Origin of the sequence: Nonomuraea solani, from assembly GCF_900108335.1 — a bacterium.
Classification (GTDB): domain Bacteria; phylum Actinomycetota; class Actinomycetes; order Streptosporangiales; family Streptosporangiaceae; genus Nonomuraea; species Nonomuraea solani.
Genome location: NZ_FNVT01000002.1, coordinates 1,073,636 through 1,095,215, shown reverse-complemented (window position 1 = coordinate 1,095,215; position 21,580 = coordinate 1,073,636). Strand labels below are relative to the sequence as shown.

Here is a 21,580-nt window from a genome sequence, read left to right as displayed (position 1 = left end):
GTATCCCCCCGGCGCATCGACTGCAAAGGGGATCACCATGGCTGTCTGCGAGACCTGTGGCAACGACTACGACATGGCGTTCGAGGTGCACGCGCAGGGGGCGGTGCACACCTTTGACTGCTTCCAGTGCGCGATCGAGGCGATGGCGCCCATCTGCGAGCACTGCGGCACCAAGGTCATCGGGCACGGGGTGCAGTCGGGCGAGCACTGGTACTGCTGCGCCCACTGCGCCCGCGAGGAGGGCAACAAGGGCCTCGTGGACCGCGTGATGGCGGGCACCGCGGCCCCCTAACCGGCCACAAGGGCTCTGACGCGGGCGACGGCCGCGTCGAGCGGTGCCTGCGGCACGGGTTCGGCGAGGTCGAGCGCGATCTCGCCGCCCTTGGCCTCCCACGTGCCCGCGACCCGCCCTTCGTGGACGACCACGGGGGAGATCCACCCTGCCTGCCGGCTGACCTTGGACTTGAGCGCCGGCGGCACGAGCGGCGCGAGCGTGCGCGGCGCGCCCAGAATGTACTGATCGAAGCCGGGCAACAGGTGCACCTCCGACGACGGCGCGGTGGCCGCTAGGTCGTCGAGGTGCTCGGTCAGCGCGAGCAGCGGCATGCCGTCGTCCGCCTCGATCTCCGTCAGCTCGGGCCCCAGCTCACCGAACCACCCCTTCAGCACGCCCTTCCTCGCCACACCGCCGAACAGCCACTTGTCGAACATCTCGGGCGTCGCCGGCCCGTGCGCTCCCAGGAACGCCCGCGCCACCCGCACCCCGGCCTCCTCATAGGGCGGCAACCCGCCAGGCCACCCCGGCACCCAGGATCGCGGCGCGGTGAAGGTCACCTTGCCGTCGCGGGGCGGCCCATAGCACAGCTCGCCCAGCCGGCTCAGCGGCTTGAGCAGCACGCCCCAGCCGGACGTCAGCGCCTGCCTCAGATGGGCGTCACCTGTGGCCGCCACCACGGCGTCGACCAGCTCCTCCCTGGTCAGCGCCCGTTCCCCTAAGGCGGAGGGCACCGCGTCGATGATCGCCGCGATCTCGGCCGCCGTCACGCCGTGCCCGCGCTGCCAGGACCCCTTCTCCCAGAAGCGCAACGAGGCCAGGGCGGAGCAGTGGCCGGCCAGCTCACCGGCGGGCAGCAGGTGCAGGGTGCCGCGCATGAGCCACGTCTTCACCAGTGTCCGGTCGGTCCACAGGGCCCGGTCGATCGCGCCGGGGTCGGGCTCGGCGCTCCTGACCGCCACGGCCAGCCGGGCCGACGAGGCGACCTGGGCCTGCACGCCGCACAGCCTCTCGACCACCGCCACGGCGCCGGGGCCGTCGGCCGCGCTCACGAACTGCCGGCGCAGCCGCCAGGCGAGGATCTGCGGCCAGGTCACTTTCGTCGTCATGCACCCGTTCTAACGCATGAAGCCGATGTCCTCGTAACGCAGGGCGTAGAAGCCGCGCGCGCCCACGTTGGCGAGCGCCTGCCGCACCGCCACGTTCTGCGGCCGCTGGTAGAGGGGCAGTACGTTCACCTCGGGCCAGAGCAGCCGGTCGGCCGCGTTCGTCTCCGTACGGGCCCGGTCCGGGTCCAGGCTCTGGCCCGCCCGGCTCATGGCCTCGTCGATGGCCGCCGACCCGGTGCGTCCGAAGTTAGCGTTCCAGTTCTCGCCACTCGGTGCGTCGGCGTAGATCCCGTAGCTGCTGGAGATGGGGAACGGCGTGCCGATGTAGGCGAAGGGCGTGATGTCGAAGTTCCCCGGGATGACGTACTTGGTGAAGAAGTCGTCGCTCGGCACCGGCTGGAGGGTGAGCTTCACCCCGATCTGGGCGAGCATGCTCTGCGCCAGCTCCCCCTCCGACTTGCTGAGCTGCACCCCGGACGGCACCACGAATCGCAGGTCGAGCGGCTTGCCGTTCTTCTGCCTGACGGCACCGTTCAGCTTCCAGCCGGCCGCGTCCAGGAGCTGCTTGGCCTTCTCCGGCTGGTACGTCCCGAGCTCGCCGGCGTTGTCCTGGTAACCCTCTTGCGTGTTCATGAAGAAGTGGTTGTTCAGCAGCGTGGTCGGCCAGTCGAGCCCCTGCAGGTCGGACTGGGCGATGGCCTGGCGGTTGATGCCGAGCTGCACGGCCTGCCGGACGGCACGCTCCTTGAGGAGCTCACTGGAGCCGTTGAAGGTGAAATGCCGGAAGTCGGGCCCGGCCGCCTGCCGTACCTGGGCTCCCGAGGTGGCCTTGGCGCGCGCGTAGTCGGGTGCGGACGGCCCGACGTCGATGACGTCCAGCTCGCCGTTGCTGAACGCGCCGATCAGCGAGTCCTGCTCGGAGGCCCGGAAGATGATCTTGTCGAGCTTGGCCCTGGCGCCCCACCACTTGTCGTCCCGTACCAGCGTGATCGTCTTGGCCGTCTGGTCGAACCCGCCGAACTTGAACGGCCCCGCCGTCACCGGGATCTGGTTCAGCCAGGCGTTGTTGAAGGCTTCGGCCGACCCGTTCGTGGCGGCCGGCAGCAGCGGCCCGAACAGCGACTGCCAGTCGCCGAACGGCTTGCCGAACGTCACCACCACCTGATGGTCGTCCTTGCCCCGCGCCACCTTCTCGATGTCCTGGTAGCCGGTGGACGAGACGATGCGGAACGCGGGATCGCGCCCGCTGAGCGCCTCCCACTGCGCCCGGTAGTCGGCCCAGGTGATCGGCTTCCCGTCGGACCACCTGGCCTTCGGGTTCAGCGTGTACGTCACCACCTGCTTGGGCCGCTGCGCGGTCACCTTCGCGTCGAGCACGTAGTTCTGGTCCGCCGAGATCTCCGCCTTCTCGTTGGACACGAACGGCCCCGGCAGCAGCGCGTTACTGATCACCGCCGCCATGGCCAGGTTGCCGTCGACGTGGTTCCTGTTCCACTGCGCGGGGAACTCGTTGATGCCCCAGCGCAGCGTCCCGCCGTCCTTGATCTTGTCGCGCGGCTGCGGGTTGATGTCGAAGGCCCTGATCGTACGCTCGTCACCGCCGCTGGCCGGGCCCCCCGTGCCGCTCCCCGGCCCGCCACCGCAGCCCGCCAGCAGCAGCGAGCCCGCCACAGTCACAGCGACAAGACGTGATGCTTTCATCGAGCGATTTCCTCCTGATATGAGCGAGATCTAGACGACCTCGCGCCTCTCGGCGTAGTGACAGGCCGCCCCCTGGTCCTCGCCCAGCGACCGCACCTCGGGCTCGGCGGCCACGCAGAGCCGGCGCTCCACGTCGTCGAGCTCGGCGCGGAACTTGGGGCACCTGGTGCGGAATCGGCAGCCCGTCGGAGGGTTGGCCGGGCTGGGCAGGTCGCCTTCGAGCAGGATCCGCTCCCGCGAGCGCTCGTGTACCGGATCGGGCAGCGGGATCGCCGAGAGCAGAGCCTGCGTGTACGGATGCGCGGGCGCGTCATAGACGCGGTCCACCTGGCCGATCTCGGCGATCCTGCCGAGATACATCACCGCGATCCGGTCGGCGAGATAGCGCACCACGGCCAGGTCGTGCGCCACGAACAGATAGGACAGCCCCAGCTCGGCCTTCAGCGCGTCGAGCAGGTTGAGCACCCCCGCCTGGATCGACACGTCGAGCGCCGAGACCGGCTCGTCCAGCACCAGCAGCCGGGGCTCCAGCGCGAGCGCCCTGGCGATGGCGATGCGCTGCCGCTGCCCGCCGGAGAAGTCCTGCGGGTAGCGGGCGGCATGGGAGGGGGCGAGCCCGACCAGCGCCAGCAGCTCGGCGATCCGCCGGCCGGGCCGCCGGTGCCCGTGGGTGACCAGCGGCTCGGCCAGGATGTCGTGGACGGTCATGCGCGGATCGAGCGAGGCCATCGGGTCCTGGAAGACGACCTGCATCTCGCGCCTGATCTCGGTGCGCTCGGTGCGGTTCAGCCGCGCGATGTCGTGCCCGAGGACGACGATCCGGCCCTCCTGCGGCGGCGTCAGCTCCAGGATCTGCGTCAGCGTGGTCGTCTTGCCGCTGCCCGACTCGCCGACCAGCGCCAGCGTCTCGCCCTGCCGGATGTCGAAGCCGACCCCGGCCACCGCGTGCACCGTGCCGACCCTGCGCTTGAACACCGCGCCCTTGAGCAGCGGATAGTCCTTGACCAGGCCGCTCACCTCCAGCACGGTGCGTTCGCCACGCACCCGCGGCTCGCGCGGGCCGGCGGCGGCCTGCGCGCCCGGGCGCACCTCCTCCCAGCGGATGCACGCGGCCCGGTGCCCGTCGGCCACGTCGAACAGCGGCGGCTCGGCCGCGTCGCACGCGCCGATCCGCATCGGGCAGCGCGGCGCGAACGGGCACCCGGGCGGCAGCTCGGCGGGCGCGGGCGGGTTGCCCTCGATGGGCGTCAGCGCCGCGCGGCCGCCGTCCACGCGCGGGATGGAGGCCAGCAGCCCCGCTGTGTACGGCATCCGTGTCCGGTAGAAGATGTCGTCCACGTCGCCCACCTCGACCGGGCGGCCGGCGTACATGACCAGCACCCGGTCGGCGAAGCCGGCCACCACGCCCAGGTCGTGCGTGATCATGATGATCGCGGCGCCGGTCTTGCGCTGCGCCCGCTTCAGCACCTCCAGCACCTGCGCCTGGATGGTGACGTCGAGCGCCGTCGTCGGCTCGTCGCAGATGATCACGTCGGGGTCGTTGGCGATGGCCATCGCGATCACCACGCGCTGCCGCATGCCGCCGGAGAACTCGTGCGGGAAGGCCAGCGCGCGCTCGGCGGGATGCGGGATGCCGACGAGTTCGAGCAGCTCGATGGCCTTGACCAGGGCGGTCTCCCTGCTCACCCGCTGGTGCACGCGCACGGCCTCGGCGATCTGGTCGCCCACCCGGTAGACGGGCGTGAGCGCGGAGAGCGGATCTTGGAACACCATCGACATGGTCTTGCCGCGAAAGGCCGTCAGCGCCCGGTCGGAGGCGCCGATCAGCTCCTTGCCGTGCAGCCGCGCCGACCCCGTGACGCGGGCCCCCGGCGGCAGCAGCCCCATGATGGCCGCCGAGGTGACCGACTTGCCGGAGCCGGACTCGCCGACGATGCCGAGCACCTCGCCGGGACGTACCGAATAGCTGACCCCGCGCACGGCGTGCACAGCGCCGAACGACACGTTGAGGTCCTCGACCTCCAGGACCGGGATCATCGGCCCCCCTTCGCCGACGGGTCGAACGCGTCGCGCAGCGCGTCTCCGATGAGGTTGACCGCCAGCACGGTCACCACCAGCAGCCCCGCCACGAACCAGAACGTCCACGGCGCGTAGACCGCCGTCTTCGAGCCGTCGGCGATGAGCGTCCCGAACGACACGTCCGGCGGCTGGATGCCGAGCCCGAAGTACGACAGCGAGGTCTCGGTGAGGATCGCCGTGCTGACGTTGAGCGTGGCGTCCACGATCAGCAGCGACGACAGGTTGGGGATCACGTGCCGGAAGATGATCCGCACCGGCGGCACCCCCATGTAGCGCGCGGCCCTGACGAACTCCCGCTCCTTCAGCGAGATCGACATCCCGCGCACGATCTTCGAGGTGACCATCCACAGGAAGAGCGCCAGCATGATCACGAACAGCGGCCACTGCCCCGACCCGAACAGCGGCGACATGATGGCCAGGATGAGGAACGCCGGCAGCACCAGCAGCAGGTCGGTCACCCAGCTCAGCGCCCGGTCGGTCCAGCCAAGGAAATAGCCGGCGAACGCGCCGACGACGGCCGCCAGCGCGGTGGACACCAGCGCCGCCAGCAGGCCGACGACCAGCGACTTCTGCATGCCGCGCAGCGTTACCGCGAAGACGTCGGCGCCCGTTTGGAGCGTTCCGAACCAGTGGCGCGGCGACGGCGGCTGCAGGAACGCGGTGAAGTCCTTGTCGGTGTAGGTCCACGGGCTGACCAGCGGCCCCGCGAAGGCCAGCACGAACATCAGCGCCAGCACCGCGAAGCCGATCCGCCCCTGCCCGGAGCGGAAGAAGTCGCGGGTGACCGTCCGCGCCCGCGACGGGGCCCTGGGCAGGGTCAGCTCCTCGGCCAGCTCCTCCTCGGCGAGCGTCATCAGGCCCGCACCCTCGGGTCGAGCGCCGCGCGCAGCAGGTCGGCGGCCAGCGAGGCGGCGAGCACGGCGATGGCGGCCAGCAGGGAGATGGCCGCCACGGTGTTGACGTCGTTGCTGAAGACGGAGTTGATGAGCTGCTCGCCCAGCCCGTGCCAGCCGAAGATCTTCTCGGTGAACGTGGCCCCCGTCAGCAGCGCCCCGAACGTGAACGCGAAGTAGGTCACCACCGGGATCAGCGCCGTCCGCAGCGCGTGCCGGGTCAGCGCCCGCAGCCTGCTCAGCCCCTTGGCCCTGGCGGTGCGGACGAAGTCGGCCCCGATCACGTCGAGCATCATGTTGCGCTGGTAGCGGCTGAAGACCGCGATCAGCCCGACCGACAGCGAGATCGTCGGCAGCACCAGGTGCTGCAGCCGGTCCGTCACGTGCCCCCAGAACCCGGTGTCGAGGCCGTCGCTGTATTCGCCGCTGACCAGGAACAACTGACGGCCGAACAGGTGCTCGTTGGCCCAGGTGGCGACCAGGATCAGCATGTTGGCCAGCACGACCACCGGCACCGCGAGCACCACGAACGACAGGCCGGCCGAGAGCCGGTCGAACCAGCCGTACTGGCCGACCGCCGCCAGCGCCCCCGCGAACACCCCGAGCAGGCTGCCGAAGATCAGGCCCAGCACCACCAGGCGGAAGGTGACGCCCATGCGGCGCTTGAGGTCCGCGCCGACCGGCGAGCCGGCCACGGTCTTGCCGAAGTCGCCGTGCAGCACGCCGCCGGCCCAGGTGGCGTAGCGCTCAAGGAGCGGCGTGCGGTCATTGAGGTTGAGGGCGGTGAGCTGGGCGTCGACCACGGCGGGCGGCGGTTTGGGGGTGCGGTCGGCGTAGTTGGAGCGGGGATCGAGGGCGACGGCGGCCATCAGGTAGGCGAGGCTGGCGGCCACCACGACGAGCACGGCGTAGTTGAGCAGCCTGCGGGCCAGGAACCCCGCCATCGCTCCCCCTCCGACGCGCGACCCACACGGGCCGCTCCACACGGCGCACAGTAGTCATATTGCTACACCATGTGTGCATCCCGGCGCACGCAACCTGCGAAAGAGGTCAACGTCCGGTCAGTTCGTCGACCGCGGTGCGGACGTCCTCGCCGGTGATGGTCGTCAGGTCGGCCGAGCTGGCGGAGCCGCCGCCGGCGGCGTGGGCGGCCAGGCGCACGTCGCGGCGCATGGCGGCCCGCTCGAAGAGCGACCTGGCGAAGCGGCCGTTGCCGAGCCCGTCGATCAGCCGCTGCTCGCACACGTACGCGAACACCTCGTCGAGCCGGACCAGCCCCTCGTCGTCGAAGGTGTCGCCGGACTTCTCCGCGAGCAGCACCGCGATCTCGGTCAGCTCGGGCGGCGAGTAGCTGGGGAAGTTCACTCGCTGGTTGAACCGGCTGGCCAGGCCGGGGTTGCTGGCCAGGAAGGTGCTCATCTCGCGCTCGTAGCCGGCCAGCACGATGACGAGCCGGTCGCGGTCGTCCTCGGCCCGTTTGAGCAGGGTCTGCACGGCCTCGGCGCCGAACGCGTCGCCGCCCTGGTAGCCGGGGTTGACCAGGCTGTAGGCCTCGTCGATGAACAGCACGCCGCCGAGCGCCCGGTCGACCAGCTCGTTGGTCTTGATCGCGGTCGCGCCCAGGTGCTGGCCGACCAGGTCGGCCCGGTGCGCCTCGACCACGTCGGGCCTGGCCAGCAGGCCGAGCGCGGCGAACACCCGGCCCAGGACCCTGGCCACGGTGGTCTTGCCGGTGCCGGGCGGCCCCGCGAACACGAAGTGCCGCATCTGCGCCGGCGTGGGCAGCCCGCGCTCCTGCCGCATCCTGGCCACCTGGAGCTGGGCCGCGATCGCGTGCACCTGCCGCTTGACCGGCGCCAGCCCGGCCATCCTGTCGAGGTCGGCCAGCGCCTCCTCCAGCGTGGGCGTGGCCACGTAGCCGCGGAAGCGGGCGGTCAGCTCGCCGAACGCCTTGGTCACGTCGGGCGTGGTGGTCGTCACCAGGTCTTCGGTGGTGGGGGTGCCGCCGGCGCCCACCACGCGGACGTCGCGGGCCTGCGCGGCGGCCTCGGCCAGGCTGCGCGCGAACCTGGCGTTGCCCAGCTCGTCGATCAGGCCGCGCCGGTGCACGTCGTCGAAGAGGCCGAGCAGCACCCGGCGCGTCTCGTCGCTCATCGTGTCGCCCCTGCGCCGCTGCAGCAGCCCGGTGACCTCGACCAGCTCGGCGGGGGAGTAGCCGGGAAAGCGCACCCGGGTCGCGAACCTGCTGGCCAGGCCCGGGTTGCTGGACAGGAACGAGCCCATCTCCTGCTCGTAGCCGGCCAGGATGATGATCAGGCGGTCGCGGTCGTCCTCGGCCCGTTTGAGCAGGGTCTGCACCGCCTCGGCGCCGAACCGGTCGGGCTGGCCGTCGGAGGAGTTCATCAGGCCGTACGCCTCGTCGATGAACAGCACGCCGCCGAGCGCCCGGTCGACCAGCTCGTTGGTCTTGATCGCGGTCGCGCCCAGGAACTCGCCCACCAGGTCGGCCCGCTGCGCCTCGACCACGTAGGGGGTCTCCAGCAGGCCGAACGCGTAGAAGATCTTGGCCAGCGCGCGGGCGACGCTGGTCTTGCCGGTGCCGGGCGGGCCGGCGAAGACGAAGTGCCTGGTGGGCCGCTCGGTGGTGTAGCCGGCCTCGGCGCGCAGCCTGGACGCCTCGATGGAGGCGGCGATGGAGCGCACCTGCTCTTTGACCGGCGCCAGGCCGATCATGCTCTCCAGCTCGCTGAGCGCCTCCTCGACGGAGATCTGCGGCGGCGCGCCCGTCCGGTCCTGCGGCGCCTCGGGCCTGCCCTCGCGCACCCTGACGCGGACCTGCCGCTCCTCGGCGGCGGCCTTCGCGGCCCTGGCCTTGCGGGCGAGCACGAACCGGTAGACGAGGACGGCCGTGGCCGCGGCGTAGGCCGCCCAGAGCGAGGCGCCCTCGGAGGCGGGGGAGACGGCGGCGCCGAGCAGGCCCGCGGGCACGAGCGCGAACAGCGTGCTCACCCACGGCGTCACCCAGGCGATGAGGTGCGCGGCGGCGGCCACGGGCAGCGCGAGCGCGACCATCAGGTGCACCGAGGCAGAGCCCGGGGGGAAGAGCCCGGAGAAGACCGGCAGGGCGAGCGCCACCCAGCCCGCGACCACCAGGGCGGTGGCGGCGGCGCGGGGAAAGCGCATGGTCAGCGCGACGAAGGCGAGCAGCATGAGCACGAGGGGGAAGGTCTGGATCAGATCCCAGCCGAGTGCGGCGCCCACGCCCATGGTGACGACGAGGACCGCCACGTAGAGCACCCGGCGCACCGCCGGGGGGATCTGGAAATAACGCTGCCGCACCTTCTCGAACAGATCCCGCGCCGCGGCCCGCCCCGCGGCCTGGGTCCTGCCGGACTCCTGCATCACGCCTCCCCGGTCCGCCCCCGGTTATACCGCACCGGACGGACGATTGGGCGGTCCTGACACGCTAGGTGGAGGTCACGAAAACGGCGATCTGACGCCCCAGATCGGAGCCCGCGTCCTCCTGGAGGAAGTGCCCGGCGCCCTTGATCACAGGATGTCGCAGGCCAGACGAGGTCCACCGCGATCGCGCGCAGCCCGGCCGCGGCCAGCTCGCGCATGACGTGCCGGTAGAGGAACGACCAGCTCGGCTCGCCGTGCAGCAGCACGACGGGCTCGCCGCCGGTGGGGCCCGCCTCGACGTAGGCCATCCGCGGGCCGCCGGGGAGGTCGGCGTAGCGGGGCTCGTAGGGGAAGCCGGGGAGGTTCGCGAAGCGCTCTTCGGGGGTGCGCAATACTCGCATAGAACAACATTCTAGTTCAGCGCCGCTGGTGCCGGCCGGGGAATTCGCCGACGAGGACCTGCTTGGGCGTGACGCGCAGGACGTCCGAGTCGGCCAGGGCGATCCCGCGCACCTCGACCCAGAACCGCCGCTGCAGCGGGTCGGCGGCGAACACGGCCACCCGGGGGTCCTCCTCGATGGCGTCCCAGGCCTCGGTCTCGGCGATCAGGCGCAGCTCGCCCGATGAGGTGACCGAGGCCACGGCGCCGGCGACCCGGGGGCCGAGGGCGTCGCCGTAGGACAGGACGATGCCGCGGGCATAGGAGAAGGTCTGGCGTACCTCCGAGTCCAGCGCGACCGACGGCTCGGCCCCCATGGGCAGGTCGCACATGAGCAGGGAGGAGCGCCACGGCCCCGGGCCGCCCCGCCACCACGCGCGCAGGGCGCGCGCCACGAACACGACCACCGTCGCGCCGAGCGCGCCCAGCCCGATCCGCCACGCCCACGCCGACCCCAGCGGCCCGGCCACTGCGCAGGCGGCGGCCGACAGCACGACGAGCCCGGTCGCGGCGAGCAGCCACCCGTCGTCGCCGTAGCGGGCGCGCAGGCAGCTCCGCACCAGCGGGTACGGCACCACCACCGCCACCACGGCCGCCGCCGGCTCCACCACGAGGGCCACGGCCACCACGAGCACCAGCACCGACCAGGTCCTGCCGAGCAGAGTCCAGAGTGTGATGCCGAGGTTCCTTCTGGCCGACCGCTCGGCCGCCCGCGCCCGTTCCAGCTCGGCCAGGGCCCGCAGCGGCCGCCCGCGCCAGGCCTCGGTCAGCGCGCGCACCGCCGCCAGCGCCGGCCAGCCCAGCATCAGGATGCCCGCCAGGCCGGCCCGTACGGGATCAAGGGTGGACGGCGGGACCGGGCCCAGCAGCAGCCAGACCGCGAACACCGCCACCGACAGCGCCGCCGCCGCGACGGACGCCCCCAGCCAGGGGTCCGCGCGGAACATCGCCGGCACGTACGGCCAGACGCCGACCCGCCGCGCGTGCCTGACCGTGAGCGGCACCAGCAGGGCGAGCACGGCGAAACCGCCGATCTGCGCCCCCAGATCGAGAAGGAGCGCGCACGCGGCGATCGCGACCGTGGCCACGGCGACCAGCAGGCGCACCTGACGGGACCAGACCTCCAGCGCGCGCCTGGCCCGGCCGGTGTCGCGCGGATCGACCGGCCAGGCCGGATCGTGGTGCGGACGGGGCCGTTCCCAGCGCAGCAGGGCCAGCCCCAGGTTCACACGGGCCTGGGCGGCGCCGGGGTCAATGGCCAGCGCCTCCCGGTAGGACCGCTCGGCGCGGGCGTGCTCGCCGCGCAGCAGGGCCAGGTCGCCCAGCATGATCGCGGGCCACGGCCGCTCGGGCGCGAACTTCCCGGCCAGCGTGGCGTGCTCGGCCGCCTCCCGCCAGCGGCCGGGCACCCGGCGCAGCAGCGAGGCCAGCCGCAGCCGGGCCGGCCAGGAGCCGCGGGCCAGCTCCACGGCCCGCTCGGCGGCGGGCAGCGCGTCGGCGTCACGGCCCAGCCGCTCATGGGCGAGGCTGATGAGCCGGTGCGGCCACTCGGCGGCCGGATCGAGGTCCGCGGCCCGGCGGGCGGCCTCCAGCGCTGACTCGGGACGGCCCGCGGTGAGCCTGGTCAGAGCCTCGTCACACCAGTCGCGTGCGGACCGGTCGGATAGGTTGCCTTTTCTGCCACGTCCATCGGTCCCCACGAGTCCCATGATCGGTTGGCGGACGAATGTTGGATAGATACCGACATATGGCTGTATCTCTCTAGAGAGGTACGGGCTGACCCCGGATCAGCCGATACCGCTATGACAAGTCCCTGGCATGGCCTAAGCTGCCACGCAAGCCGGAGCGCCGGAGCCAGGTGGCCGAGCTCGGGAGGAGCGAGCGCCAGGTCGCGGCTCCGCCGACCAACAGCACGCGCGGGCCCTGTGACACGGATTCGGCCTGCAAGGAGGCCCATGACCGTCACACAGGCCGCACCCCTCGTACGGACTGCCGACCGGGAGCACGGAGACCACCGCTGGTCCATTCTCGTGCTGCTCTGCCTGAGCCTGCTGCTGATCACGGTGGACGCGACGGTCCTGCACATCGCGGTGCCCGCCCTCACCGCCGCGCTCGAACCGTCCGCGGTCCAGCTCCTGTGGATCATCGACATCTACTCGCTGGTGGTCGCGCCGCTGCTGATCATGTTCGGCACGCTCGGCGACAAATACGGCCGCAAACGACTGGTCCTGCTCGGCTTCGTGCTGTTCGGCGTGGCCTCGGCCGCGGCCGCGTTCGCCCCCACGGCGCTGAGCCTCATCCTGGCCAGGGCGCTGCTCGGCGTCGGCGGCGCGATGATCATGCCGGCCACCCTCTCGCTCATCCGCCAGGTGTTCACCGACCGGCGCGAGCGGGCCATCGCGCTCGGCGTCTGGAGCGCGGTCGCCGCGGCCGGCGCGGCCGTCGGGCCGCTCATCGGCGGCGTGCTCGTCGGCTGGTGGTGGGGCGCGGTCTTCCTCATCAACGTGCCGATCCTGCTGGTGCTGCTGCCCGCCGCCGTCCGGCTGCTGCCGGAGTCGCGCCTGCGCCGGGACCGGCCATGGGACGCCGTCAGCGCCGTGCTGTCCGTGCTCGGCATCCTGGCGCTGGCCTTCGGGCTGAAGGAGGCGGGCTCGGGCAGCCTGATGCCGCTCTGGGCCTCGATCCTGGTCTTCCTGACCGGGCTGGGGCTGCTGGTGGCGTTCGCGCGGCGGCAGACCCGGCTGCGGGCGCCGCTGCTGGAGGTCGGCCTGTTCAGGCGGCGCGAGTTCACGACCGGGGTCGTGGGCGTGCTGCTCGGCGTGTTCGCGCTGGTGGGCCTGCAGCTCATGCTCGCCCAATATCTGCAGCTCGTGCTCGGCGACAGCCCACTGCGGGCCGCCGTCAGGATGTTGCCCCTGGTCGTCTCCGCCATCTCCGGCGGGCTCGCCGCCGCCCACATCCTGCCGAAGATCGGCCTGCGGGCCACGATGAGCGGCGGTCTCGCGCTCGTCGCGCTGGCCCTGACCCCGACGCTGACGTGGGGCGTCGAGGGCCACCCGGTGATGCTGGCGCTCTGCTTCATCGGCATCGGGTTCGGCGTGCAGGTGGCGCTGCTGGCCGCGTCCGACACGATCATGTCCTCGGCGTCGGAGTCCCAGGCGGGCGGCGCCGCGGCCATCGAGGAGACCGCGTACGAACTGGGCGCCGGCCTGGGCGTGGCCGTGCTCGGCACGATCACCGCGATCGTGTACGCGCCCGGCCTGCCCGCCGTGCCCGGAGTGTCCGAGGGTGGAATGGACAAGGCCCGGCAGTCGCTGGCCTCCGCCGCGCACGTCGCCGGCGAGATCGGCGGCGGCGCGGGCGGCGCGCTCCTCGACGCCGCCCGATGGGCCTTCGTCAACGCCCTGCACACGACCGTGGTCGTGAGCGTCGTCCTGCTCAGCCTGACCGCCGTCGCGGTGGCCATGCTGCTCAGCCGTGATTGAGGTGTGCCATGTCCCGATTAGGGCAGACAAATAGCGTGAAACAGGTCCTTCGTGATCTTGCTGCATTAGTCGCCCGCGTAGGTGTGGGCGGTATTTTCTTCGCCAATGGCTGGACCAAGCTGGAAGACGGTCTGATCACCACCGGCGCGAAATTCCTTGAGCAGGGCGCCCCGGCTCCCGGAGCCTGGGCCACGGTCACCATGCTGGCCGAGCTCATCGGCGGCGCGCTGCTGATCGCCGGTCTGGCGGTCTCCACCACCGGCCTCATCCTCTTCGCCGAGGCGCTGGCGGTCTTCCTCGTGGCCCCGCCGCTCAACCCCATCAGCCTCAACGAGCTGATCCTGCTCGGAGCCGCCTCCCTCCTGCTCGCCGTCGTCGGCGCGGGACGGGTGTCGGTCGACCACATGGTGGTGATCCGCCGGAGGGAATCGGAGGCGGCGAGCGAGTTCGCCGCCGACAACGAGGCCGACCAGGTCATCGCCTCGCTGCGCGATCCGGACAAACCAGCCGAGTCCGCGCAGGAGAAGAAGAAGGAGCCGGAGGCGTCGGCCTCAGAGGACACCAAGCCGCATCCCCGGGTTCGCGCGCAGAGCGGTGAGGCGAAGCCGAAACCGGCCGAGGAGTCCGCCCCCGCTCCTGGGGACACGCTGGTGGCCGGTCGCAAGAAGCCGCCGCCCCGCGGTCGCCGTACCACCGCCGAATAGCGGGCGGCAGGGTGCGCGCGACCGTGCGCGACGTCGCCGCCGAGACCGGCCTGTCCATCGCGACCGTCTCACGGGTGCTCAACGGCCGGTCCAACGTCGCCCCGCACACCCGCGACCTGGTGCTGCGGGCCGTCGGCCGGCTCGGCGACCAGGCGCCCAGGCCCCGCGTGGCGCCGGACGCGCCCGTGGGGGCCGTCTACGTGCGCTGCCCGTACCTGCTGACCGACTATTTCGGGCACATCGTCTCGTCGGTCGGCGAGACCATCGAGCTGCACGGCCGCCAGATGATTTTGGGGGCGGGGGAGGCGGCCCAGGAGAGCGAGGTGCTGCCGGGGCTGCCCGACCGGCCCGGGGTGGCGGGCGCGATCCTGATCCTGCCGCCCGAGCCGGGCGACGAGCTCGTACGCCTGCGCGACCGCGGCTTCCCCTTCGTGGTGATCGACCCGAGGACCCCGCCGCCGAAGGACATCGTGGCCGTGTCCGCCGCGAACTTCGCCGGCGGGCGCACCCTGATGGCCCACGTGGTGGAGCTGGGCCACCGCCGGGTCGGGATCATCGGCGGCCCGGTGGAGTGGCTGCCGAGCGGGGCCCGGCTGGCGGGCTACACCGCCTCGCTGGCCGACGCCGGGGTGCTGCCCGCGCCCGAGCTGCTGCGCCAGGTGCCCGAGCCGAACACCGAGCACGGCTATCGGGCGGCCTGCGAGCTGCTCGACCTGCCGGAGCGGCCGACGGCGCTGGTGGCGTTCAACGACAAGATGGCGGTCGGGGCGCTGCTGGCGGCCGCCGAGCGCGGGCTGAGCGTGCCCGGTGACCTGTCGGTGGCGGGGTTCGACGACATCGACGTCAGCAGGGCGACCTCGCCCGCGCTCACCACGGTGCGCCAGCCATTGCAGGAGATGGGGCGGATGGCGGTGACGCTGCTGATGCGGCTGCTCGGCCGGCACACGCTGGAGGCGCTGCACGTCTCGCTGGGCACCGAACTGGTCGTCCGGGGCTCCACGGGGCCGGTCTGACGGCGGTTGTTTCATTTGTTTCATCGCATTGACGCGTGCCTTGACACATGTTGCACTGCTTTTGCGAAGGAAAGTTTCCTTTTTGTTTCATGTGTTACAAGGGCATACCCCCCGAAAGGACCCCAGCCGTGCTCAGGATCCTTCTCGCGTTAGCCTGGGCGGTGGTCACGCCCGTCCCGGCCCTGGCAGCCGGCGAACCGGTGGACGTCTGGCTCACCACCACCTCCGACGCGGGCGGCCGCACCGTCACCCGCGGGCTCCAGCAGCAGTCGCCCCTCGCCTTCGGCCCCGCCGGCGGCAGCGCGAATCACACGATCACCGTCAACGAGGGCACCACGTACCAGCAGTTCGAGGGCGGGGGTGCGTCGATCACGGACACGACCGCGTACCTGCTGCGTGGCGGCCCCGTCAGCGCCGCCACGCGCGACGCGACGATGCGCCGGCTGTTCTCGCCGACGGACGGGATCGGCCTGTCGTTCGTCCGCAACCCGATCGGCGCCTCCGACCTGTCCCGTCCCGGGATGGTCTCGCTCGACGACACCTGCTGCGACCTGAACGACTTCGGCGCCAACGGCTACGACACCGACGTGCGGCTCCTGACCGCCCAGGCCAAGCAGCTCAACCCGGCGCTGCGGGTCAAGGGCGTGCCGTGGAGCGCCCCCGGCTGGATGAAGGACAACGGCCGGATGGACCAGATGGGCTGGCTGAAGTGGGAGCACTACGCCACCTACGCTCAATACCTGGTCAAGTACGTCCAGAGCTACCAGGCCGCCGGGATCCCGGTGAACTACGTCTCCGTCCAGAACGAGCCCAACTGCTGCCAGGCGTCCAACCCCACGGCCATGAACTACCCCGGCATGTCCTGGAACGCCTCCGGCCTGATCGAGCTCACCAAGAACTTCGTCTACCCGGCCTTCCGCGCCGCCGGGATCACCACGAAGGTGCTCGTGCACGACTGGAACTACGGCGACTACGGTCAGATCGGCAGCCCCATCCTGGCCGACGCGGCGCTGCGCGGCGACCCGCTGTTCGGCGGCATCGCCTGGCACGGCTACGGGGGCGACCCGGCGGTCGGCACGCAGGTGCACCATCAGTATCCGTCGGTACGGCAGTTCAGCACCGAGCACTCGGGCGGCACCTGGATCGGCAACCAGCACAACGAGGACATGGCCGACATCGTGACGTACGCCCGCAACTGGAGCGGCAGCCTGGTGAAGTGGTCGCTGGCGCTCAACCAGAGCATGGGGCCGCACAACGGCGGCTGCGGCACGTGCACCGGCCTGATCACCGTCCAGGAGGGCGGCTCGCGGGCGGGGCAGGTGGACTACACGATCGAGTACTACACGACCGGGCACCTGACCAAGTTCGTCCGGCCGGGGGCCTACCGGATCGACTCGACGGCCAACGGCACCGTCCAGAACGTCGCCTGGCGCAACCCCGACGGCTCCAAGGCCCTCATCGCCCACAACGGCGGCACCTCGGCCCAGTCCGTCAGGGTGAACTGGGGCGGCCAGTCCTTCACGTACACGCTGCCGGCCCGTACGACGGCGACGTTCACCTGGTCCGGCACACCGGGCTCAGACGGTCAGATCACCGGGCTGGGCGGCAAGTGTGTGGACGTGGCCGGCGGCAGCAGCGCCGACGGCGCCGCAGTCCGGCTCCACACCTGCAATGGCACCGCCGCCCAGCAGTGGACCCGGCCCGGCGACGGCACGCTGCGCGCCCTCGGCAAGTGCCTCGACGTCGTCGGCCACGGCACCGCCGACGGCGCCAAGCTGCAGTTGTGGTCGTGCGGCGGCACCCCCAACCAGCAGTGGGCCTACACCGGCGGCCGCGACCTGGTGAACCCGGCCGCGAACAAGTGCGCCGACGTCACCGGCAACACCGCCGCCGACGGCACCCGCCTGCAGATCTGGACCTGCACGGGCGCCGCCAACCAGAAGTGGACCCTCTCGTAGGTGACGCGGGCCCGGCTCACATCTCCGCGGTGAGCCGGGCGACCGTCCGCATCTTGTTCATCGCGTCGAGCGCCGCCACCTTGTACGACTCCGCCAGCGTCGGATAGTTGAACACCGCGTTGACCAGGTAGTCGATCGTCCCGCCGCACCCCATGACCGTCTGCCCGATGTGCACCAGCTCCGTCGCCCCCGTGCCGAACACGTGCACGCCGAGCAGCCGCCGGTCCTCGGAGGACACCAGCAGCTTGAGCATCCCGTACGAGTCGCCGATGATCTGCCCCCTGGCCAGCTCCCGGTAACGCGAGATGCCCACCTCGAACGGCACCTTCTCCCTGGTCAGCTCGTCCTCGGACTTCCCGACGAAGCTGATCTCGGGAATGGTGTAGATCCCGATGGGCGGCAGCTCGTGCAGGTCGCCGGCCGGTTCGCCGCAGGCGTGCTGCGCGGCCAGCCGGCCCTGCTCCATCGACGTGGCCGCCAGCGCCGGGAAGCCGATCACGTCGCCCACCGCGTAGATGTGCGGCACCTCGGTGGCGTAGTTCTCGTCCACCGCGATCCGGCCGCGGTCGTCGGCGGCCAGGCCGGCGGCCTCCAGGAACAGCTCGGAGGTCTTGCCCTGGCGGCCGGCCGAGTACATGACGCAGTCGGCGGGGATCTTCTTGCCGCTCTCCAGCAGGGTCAGCGCCCCGCGCGGGCGGCGCTCGACGGCGGCCACGCTCTCGCCGAACCTGAAGGTCACCGCCAGGTCGCGCAGGTGGTATTTCAGCGCTTCGACGATCTCCAGGTCGCAGAACTCCAGCATGCGCTCGCGCCGCTCCACCACCGTCACCTTGGTGCCGAGGGCGGCGAACATGGAGGCGTACTCGATGCCGATCACCCCGGCGCCCACCACGACCAGCGTCTCGGGGACCCGGTCGAGGTGCAGGATCGCGTCGGAGTCGATGACCGTCCTGTCGTCGAACTCGACGCTGGACGGCCGGGCGGGCGAGGTGCCCGTGGCGATCACGATCTTCTCGGCGGTGATCTTCTTCTCCTCGCGCTCCTCCTCGGCGGTGATGCCGATCGTGTGGGCGTCGAGGAAGCGGCCGGTGCCCTGCAGCACGGTCACGTGGTTGCGGGCGAGCTGGCTGCGGATCACCTGGATCTCGCGGCCGATCACGTGCTGGGTGCGCATTCCGAGGTCGGTGACCGTGATCTCGTCCTTCACGCGGTAGCTGGCGCCGTACAGCTCCCGCTGGTTGAGTCCGGTCAGATAGAGGACGGCCTCGCGCAGCGTCTTCGACGGGATTGTTCCCGTGTTGATGCAGACGCCGCCGAGCATGTGTCGTTTCTCGATCACCGCCACGCGCTTGCCGAGTTTCGCCGCGGCGATCGCGGCCTTCTGCCCACCAGGTCCGGAACCCAGGACCACAACATCAAAGTCCGCCACACCGTCCAGTCTGGGGGCGGCGTGTTAACGGGAAAAGACCTGTCTGGGAGACTCCGGAGTATGTTGCGCCGATTCACGCAGGTCGATGTGTTCCCCTCCGGCCCCTATCTGGGCAACGCGCTCGCGGTCGTGCTGGACTCCGAAGGGCTGAGCACGGAGGACATGCAGCGGTTCGCCAGGTGGACGAACCTGGCCGAGACCACCTTTCTGCTGCCCCCGAGCACGCCCGAGGCCGACTATCGGGTACGGATCTTCACCACCGAGTCCGAGCTGCCCTTCGCCGGGCACCCGACCCTGGGCACCTGCCACGCCTGGCTGGAGTCGGGAGGCCGGCCGCGCAAGGACGGCGAGGTGATCCAGGAATGCGGCGCCGGGCTCGTGCCGCTGCGCATGACGGACGACGGGCCGGCGTTCCAGGCGCCGCCGCTGATGCGCTCGGGGCCGGTGGCAGAGGAGCTCCTGGAGCGGATCGCCGCCTCGCTCGGGATCGGGCGGGGCGACATCGTGGGCGCCGAGTGGGCCGACAACGGTCCCGGCTGGATCGGGGTGCTGCTCGCGGACGCCGCGACGGTGCTCGCGCTGCGTCCCGGTGCGGTGCCGCACGAGGTGGGCGTGGTGGGGCCGTATCCGGCGGGGTCGCCGTACGCGTTCGAGGTCAGGGCGTTCATCGCCCATGAGGGCGCCACCACGGAGGACCCGGTGACGGGCAGCCTGAACGCTTCCCTGGGCCAGTGGCTGCTGCGCACGGGCCGCGCCACCTCGCCCTACGTGGTCTCCCAGGGCACCGCGATCGACCGCGCAGGCCGGATCCACGTCTCAGCAGACCCCGAGGGGAACGTCTGGGTGGCCGGCGCCGTCCGCACCTGCGTCAACGGCCACGTCGAGTTGTGAACCGCACCTCGTCACCCGGCCTGAGCTGCGCGGCGACGGGGATGTCCGCGGTCCTCACGACCCCGATGACGGGGTAGCCGCCCGTCGGCGGGTGGTCGGCGAGGAACACGATCGGCTGCCCGTCCGGCGGCACCTGGATCGCGCCGGCCACCATGCCCTCGCTCGGCAGCTCGCCCTCCTTGGCCCGGGCCGGCCCGGGCCCGGTCAGGCGCACGCCGACGCGGTTGCTGTCCTGACTCACCGTGTACGGCCCCGCGCACAGCGTCTCCAGCGCCTCCGGCACGAACCAGTCGTCACGCGGCCCCGGCAGGATCCCCAGCACGGCCGGCCCGTCGGCGGGCCCCGGCAGCGGCGCCAGGTCCACGGAGATCACCCCCTCGGGCCGCCCCACGGGCAGCAGCGTGCCCGCCCGCAATGGTTCGGGCCCGAGCCCCGACAGCGAGTCGGTGGAGCGGCTGCCGAGCACCGGCTCGACCGCGATCCCGCCGCGCACGGCCAGGTAGGTGCGCAGCCCGCGCACGGGCGCCCCGAGCCGCAGCTCACCGCCCGCCGGCACCCAGAACGGCGCTCCCATCCCGGCCTCCGACGCCAGCGGCGCGCCCGCCAGGGCCACCCAGGCCGCGTCCAGGAAGCGCAGCCGGGCCCGCCCGAACGTCAGCTCGATCCCCGCCAGCCTCTCGGGGTTGCCCACGAGCCGGTTGGCCAGCCGCAGGCTCGGCGCGTCGGCCGCCCCCGACCGGGGCACCCCCAGGTGGGCGAGGCCGGGCCGCCCCAGATCCTGGACGGTCGCGTACGGGCCCGGCGTCACGACCTCGATCATGCGGGTTCGAACCGCACGCGTGTCCCCGGCCTGAACAGCGACGGCGGGTCCGCCGCCACGTCCCACACCCGCACGGAAGTGCGCCCGATCAGCCGCCACCCGCCGGGAGAGGCCGCCGGATAGACGGCCGAGTAGGGCCCCGCCACCGCCACCGACCCGGCGGGCACCGACGTGCGCGGCCTGTCCAGCCTGGGCGTCTCCAGCAGCGGATCCAGCCCGGTCAGGTAGGCGAACCCGGGCGCGAACCCCAGCCACCCCACCACCAGCTCCCGCCCGGTGTGCCGGGCGACCACCTCGCCGGCCGGGATCCCCGCCAGCTCCGCCACGGAATCGAGATCCGCGCCGTCATAGACGACGGGAATCGTCACCACGGGCCCTTCCGCCGCCCCGCCGCTTTTGCCGCGTTCTTCGGCGACGAACGCCTCCAGCCGCGCGCGCAGCCGCGCCCGATCCACGCCGGGGGCCACCACGAGCACGGTGTCGGGCCCGGGAACGATCTCCACGACCCCTTCCGGCCGTTTCGCCCGCAGCGCCGCGTCCAGCCGGTGCGACAACTCCAGGGAGCCGGTCTCCACCAGCAGCCCGTGCTCCCCGGCCGCCCGGATCACGCGAACGCCTGCAGGACCACTCCGGCGGCCAGCAACTCGTCACGTACGCCCTGCGCCAGACGTACCGCGTCAGGCGTGTCTCCGTGCACGCAGATGGAACGCGCCGAAATCCGCACAGAACTCCCGTCAGCGGCCACTACAGAGCCGTCCACGGCCATCTGGCGCGCCCTGGCGGGCACCGCGGCGGCGTCATGGATGACCGCGCCCTCCTCGCGGCGCGGCACCAGCATGCCCTGCGGCGTGTACGCCCGGTCCGCGAACGCCTCGCTCACCGTCGGCACGCCCTCGGCCGCCGCCACCTTGTGCACCACCGAACCGGGCAGCGTCAGCACCGGCAGCGACGGGTCGTAGTCGGCCACCGCGTCGATCACGGCCGCCGCCTGGATCTCGTCGCGGCAGATCCGGTTGTAGAGCGCGCCGTGCGGCTTGACGTAGGAGACCCGGCCGCCCATGGCCCTGGCGATGCCGTCGACGGCCGCGAGCTGGTAGAGCACCTCGGCGCACAGCTCCTCCGGCTCGACGTCCATCTCCCTGCGCCCGAAGTGCGCCAGGTCGCGATAGGACACCTGCGCCCCGATCGTGACACCGCGGTCGACGGCCGCGGCGCACGTGCGCCGGATCGTCACCGGGTCGCCCGCGTGGAAGCCGCAGGCCACGTTGGCGCTCGTGACGATGTCGAGCAGCGCGAGGTCGTCGCCGAGCCGCCAGATGCCGAAACCCTCACCCAGGTCCGCGTTGAGGTCGATCACCATGCACAGAGGCTATCCCGGGGAGG

General features: G+C 71.8%; 18 protein-coding genes. 6 read left to right on the top strand and 12 right to left on the bottom strand.

The window, feature by feature from the left end; genetic code table 11:
- The first annotated feature begins 37 nt into the window (after window positions 1-37).
- The gene (locus C4V41_RS10705) at window positions 38-292 is read left to right on the top strand and encodes a hypothetical protein (protein ID WP_103955583.1); all 255 of its coding nucleotides are present in this window, start codon (window positions 38-40) and stop codon (window positions 290-292) included.
- Here the strand turns inward: C4V41_RS10705 and C4V41_RS10700 are convergent.
- The 8 genes from C4V41_RS10700 to C4V41_RS10665 all read right to left on the bottom strand — a co-directional run bounded on the left by C4V41_RS10700 (window position 289) and on the right by C4V41_RS10665 (window position 11,606).
- Window positions 289-1,383 carry a DNA glycosylase AlkZ-like family protein gene (locus C4V41_RS10700; protein WP_103955582.1) on the bottom strand — a complete coding sequence of 365 codons (1,095 nt, stop codon included), beginning with the start codon at window positions 1,381-1,383 and terminating at the stop codon, window positions 289-291. The genes C4V41_RS10705 and C4V41_RS10700 overlap by 4 nt on opposite strands.
- A gap of 9 nt (window positions 1,384-1,392) precedes the next feature.
- Window positions 1,393-3,060, bottom strand: a complete 1,668-nt coding sequence (locus tag C4V41_RS10695; RefSeq protein ID WP_235030027.1) for an ABC transporter family substrate-binding protein — start codon at window positions 3,058-3,060, stop codon at window positions 1,393-1,395.
- A 54-nt stretch (window positions 3,061-3,114) separates the two neighbouring features.
- A complete protein-coding gene (locus tag C4V41_RS10690; RefSeq protein ID WP_103955580.1) occupies window positions 3,115-5,121 on the bottom strand; it encodes a dipeptide ABC transporter ATP-binding protein in 2,007 nt (668 codons plus the stop codon).
- On the bottom strand, window positions 5,118-6,017 hold the full coding sequence (locus C4V41_RS10685; RefSeq protein ID WP_103955579.1) for an ABC transporter permease: 900 nt from the start codon (window positions 6,015-6,017) through the stop codon (window positions 5,118-5,120). The genes C4V41_RS10690 and C4V41_RS10685 overlap by 4 nt, the downstream gene beginning before the upstream one ends.
- Window positions 6,017-7,000: an ABC transporter permease gene (locus tag C4V41_RS10680; protein WP_103955578.1), complete on the bottom strand. Its 984-nt coding sequence runs from the start codon at window positions 6,998-7,000 to the stop codon at window positions 6,017-6,019. The genes C4V41_RS10685 and C4V41_RS10680 overlap by 1 nt, the downstream gene beginning before the upstream one ends.
- Before the next feature lie 106 nt (window positions 7,001-7,106).
- Window positions 7,107-9,458 carry an AAA family ATPase gene (locus C4V41_RS10675; RefSeq protein ID WP_103955577.1) on the bottom strand — a complete coding sequence of 784 codons (2,352 nt, stop codon included), beginning with the start codon at window positions 9,456-9,458 and terminating at the stop codon, window positions 7,107-7,109.
- Window positions 9,458-9,859, bottom strand: coding sequence for an alpha/beta hydrolase family protein (locus tag C4V41_RS62835; RefSeq protein WP_200823863.1), 402 nt, complete (start codon window positions 9,857-9,859; stop codon window positions 9,458-9,460). The genes C4V41_RS10675 and C4V41_RS62835 overlap by 1 nt, the downstream gene beginning before the upstream one ends.
- A gap of 16 nt (window positions 9,860-9,875) precedes the next feature.
- The gene (locus C4V41_RS10665; protein ID WP_235030026.1) at window positions 9,876-11,606 is read right to left on the bottom strand and encodes a tetratricopeptide repeat protein; all 1,731 of its coding nucleotides are present in this window, start codon (window positions 11,604-11,606) and stop codon (window positions 9,876-9,878) included.
- A 246-nt stretch (window positions 11,607-11,852) separates the two neighbouring features.
- Between C4V41_RS10665 and C4V41_RS10660 the strand changes: the two genes are divergently transcribed.
- From C4V41_RS10660 to C4V41_RS10645, 4 genes are all read left to right on the top strand, one after another.
- Window positions 11,853-13,382: an MFS transporter gene (locus tag C4V41_RS10660; protein WP_103955575.1), complete on the top strand. Its 1,530-nt coding sequence runs from the start codon at window positions 11,853-11,855 to the stop codon at window positions 13,380-13,382.
- Between the two features lie 8 nt (window positions 13,383-13,390).
- Complete coding sequence (locus tag C4V41_RS10655) at window positions 13,391-14,086, top strand: DoxX family protein (protein ID WP_103955574.1); 696 nt, start codon at window positions 13,391-13,393, stop codon at window positions 14,084-14,086.
- Window positions 14,087-14,109: 23 nt separating this feature from the next.
- Window positions 14,110-15,099 carry a LacI family DNA-binding transcriptional regulator gene (locus tag C4V41_RS10650; RefSeq protein WP_103955741.1) on the top strand — a complete coding sequence of 330 codons (990 nt, stop codon included), beginning with the start codon at window positions 14,110-14,112 and terminating at the stop codon, window positions 15,097-15,099.
- A 128-nt stretch (window positions 15,100-15,227) separates the two neighbouring features.
- Complete coding sequence (locus C4V41_RS10645; protein WP_200823862.1) at window positions 15,228-17,057, top strand: ricin-type beta-trefoil lectin domain protein; 1,830 nt, start codon at window positions 15,228-15,230, stop codon at window positions 17,055-17,057.
- 16 nt (window positions 17,058-17,073) lie between these two features.
- Here C4V41_RS10645 and sthA read toward each other — a convergent pair whose 3' ends face one another.
- Window positions 17,074-18,486 carry a Si-specific NAD(P)(+) transhydrogenase gene (gene sthA, locus C4V41_RS10640; protein WP_103955572.1) on the bottom strand — a complete coding sequence of 471 codons (1,413 nt, stop codon included), beginning with the start codon at window positions 18,484-18,486 and terminating at the stop codon, window positions 17,074-17,076.
- A 60-nt stretch (window positions 18,487-18,546) separates the two neighbouring features.
- On the opposite strand from sthA, the gene C4V41_RS10635 reads away from it, so the two are divergent.
- Window positions 18,547-19,377 (top strand): PhzF family phenazine biosynthesis protein, encoded by an 831-nt coding sequence (locus tag C4V41_RS10635; protein WP_103955571.1) that lies wholly within the window; start codon window positions 18,547-18,549, stop codon window positions 19,375-19,377.
- Here C4V41_RS10635 and C4V41_RS10630 read toward each other — a convergent pair.
- From C4V41_RS10630 to C4V41_RS10620, 3 genes are read right to left on the bottom strand one after another with little or no spacing between them, the layout of a single operon-like run.
- Window positions 19,355-20,197: a 5-oxoprolinase subunit C family protein gene (locus tag C4V41_RS10630; RefSeq protein WP_103955570.1), complete on the bottom strand. Its 843-nt coding sequence runs from the start codon at window positions 20,195-20,197 to the stop codon at window positions 19,355-19,357. The two genes, C4V41_RS10635 and C4V41_RS10630, sit on opposite strands and share 23 nt — an antisense overlap.
- Window positions 20,194-20,805 (bottom strand): 5-oxoprolinase subunit B family protein, encoded by a 612-nt coding sequence (locus C4V41_RS10625; protein ID WP_103955569.1) that lies wholly within the window; start codon window positions 20,803-20,805, stop codon window positions 20,194-20,196. The genes C4V41_RS10630 and C4V41_RS10625 overlap by 4 nt, the downstream gene beginning before the upstream one ends.
- On the bottom strand, window positions 20,802-21,557 hold the full coding sequence (locus C4V41_RS10620; RefSeq protein ID WP_103955568.1) for a LamB/YcsF family protein: 756 nt from the start codon (window positions 21,555-21,557) through the stop codon (window positions 20,802-20,804). Before C4V41_RS10620 ends, C4V41_RS10625 begins: the two co-directional genes overlap by 4 nt.
- Window positions 21,558-21,580: the final 23 nt, after the last annotated feature.

What these genes read in the sequence shown, in the direction of transcription:
- C4V41_RS10705 (WP_103955583.1), top strand. Translation starts at nt 38, where the DNA reads ATGGCTGTCTGCGAGACCTGTGGCAACGACTACGACATGGCGTTCGAG.
- C4V41_RS10700 (WP_103955582.1), bottom strand. Translation starts at nt 1,383, where the DNA reads ATGACGACGAAAGTGACCTGGCCGCAGATCCTCGCCTGGCGGCTGCGC.
- C4V41_RS10690 (WP_103955580.1), bottom strand. Translation starts at nt 5,121, where the DNA reads ATGATCCCGGTCCTGGAGGTCGAGGACCTCAACGTGTCGTTCGGCGCT.
- C4V41_RS10685 (WP_103955579.1), bottom strand. Translation starts at nt 6,017, where the DNA reads ATGACGCTCGCCGAGGAGGAGCTGGCCGAGGAGCTGACCCTGCCCAGG.
- C4V41_RS10680 (WP_103955578.1), bottom strand. Translation starts at nt 7,000, where the DNA reads ATGGCGGGGTTCCTGGCCCGCAGGCTGCTCAACTACGCCGTGCTCGTC.
- C4V41_RS10675 (WP_103955577.1), bottom strand. Translation starts at nt 9,458, where the DNA reads ATGCAGGAGTCCGGCAGGACCCAGGCCGCGGGGCGGGCCGCGGCGCGG.
- C4V41_RS62835 (WP_200823863.1), bottom strand. Translation starts at nt 9,859, where the DNA reads ATGCGAGTATTGCGCACCCCCGAAGAGCGCTTCGCGAACCTCCCCGGC.
- C4V41_RS10665 (WP_235030026.1), bottom strand. Translation starts at nt 11,606, where the DNA reads ATGGGACTCGTGGGGACCGATGGACGTGGCAGAAAAGGCAACCTATCC.
- C4V41_RS10660 (WP_103955575.1), top strand. Translation starts at nt 11,853, where the DNA reads ATGACCGTCACACAGGCCGCACCCCTCGTACGGACTGCCGACCGGGAG.
- C4V41_RS10655 (WP_103955574.1), top strand. Translation starts at nt 13,391, where the DNA reads ATGTCCCGATTAGGGCAGACAAATAGCGTGAAACAGGTCCTTCGTGAT.
- C4V41_RS10635 (WP_103955571.1), top strand. Translation starts at nt 18,547, where the DNA reads ATGTTGCGCCGATTCACGCAGGTCGATGTGTTCCCCTCCGGCCCCTAT.
- C4V41_RS10630 (WP_103955570.1), bottom strand. Translation starts at nt 20,197, where the DNA reads ATGATCGAGGTCGTGACGCCGGGCCCGTACGCGACCGTCCAGGATCTG.
- C4V41_RS10620 (WP_103955568.1), bottom strand. Translation starts at nt 21,557, where the DNA reads ATGGTGATCGACCTCAACGCGGACCTGGGTGAGGGTTTCGGCATCTGG.